The following is a 540-nucleotide window of genomic DNA, read 5'->3' on the forward strand; positions in this document are numbered from 1 at the left end:
CAAGAAAGGAGTGTATACCCTTGAGCGACAGCAATCAAAATACGGGCAAGGTAATTCAGGTTATCGGGCCTGTGGTAGATATTGAGTTTCACCCGGAACATCTGCCGGCGATCTATAACGCCATTCATATTGACGGGGAAACGAGCGGGGTAAAAATTCATCTGACCGTGGAAGTGATGCAGCATCTGGGGGACAACACCGTTCGCTGCGTGGCCATGTCTTCCACCGACGGGTTGACCCGGGGTATGCAGTGCATTGATACGGGAGCGTCGATTAAGATTCCTGTAGGCAAAAATACGTTGGGACGGGTGTTTAACGTTCTTGGTGATACGGTAGACAACAATCCGGAAAAAGTGGAGGCCGAGGATTACTGGCCGATTCACCGTCCGGCCCCTTCCTTCGAAGACCAGGAAACAGCGACGCAAATCCTGGAAACGGGCATCAAAGTGGTAGACCTCATTGCCCCGTATGCCCGGGGTGGTAAAATCGGCCTGTTCGGCGGTGCGGGCGTAGGGAAAACGGTATTGATTATGGAACTGA

At 52.4% G+C, this 540-nt stretch carries 1 protein-coding gene; it reads left to right on the forward strand.

Annotation, left to right across the window (positions count from 1 at the left end; all coding sequences use genetic code 11):
* Window positions 1–20: 20 nt before the first annotated feature.
* Window positions 21–540 (forward strand): F0F1 ATP synthase subunit beta (locus LUCIF_RS24390; protein ID WP_503100512.1); only part of this gene is annotated, 520 nt, incomplete at its 3' end.

This window comes from Allolucifera butyrica, assembly GCF_900476375.1.
GTDB classification, from domain to species: domain Bacteria; phylum Bacillota; class Negativicutes; order Sporomusales; family UPPP01; genus Lucifera; species Lucifera butyrica.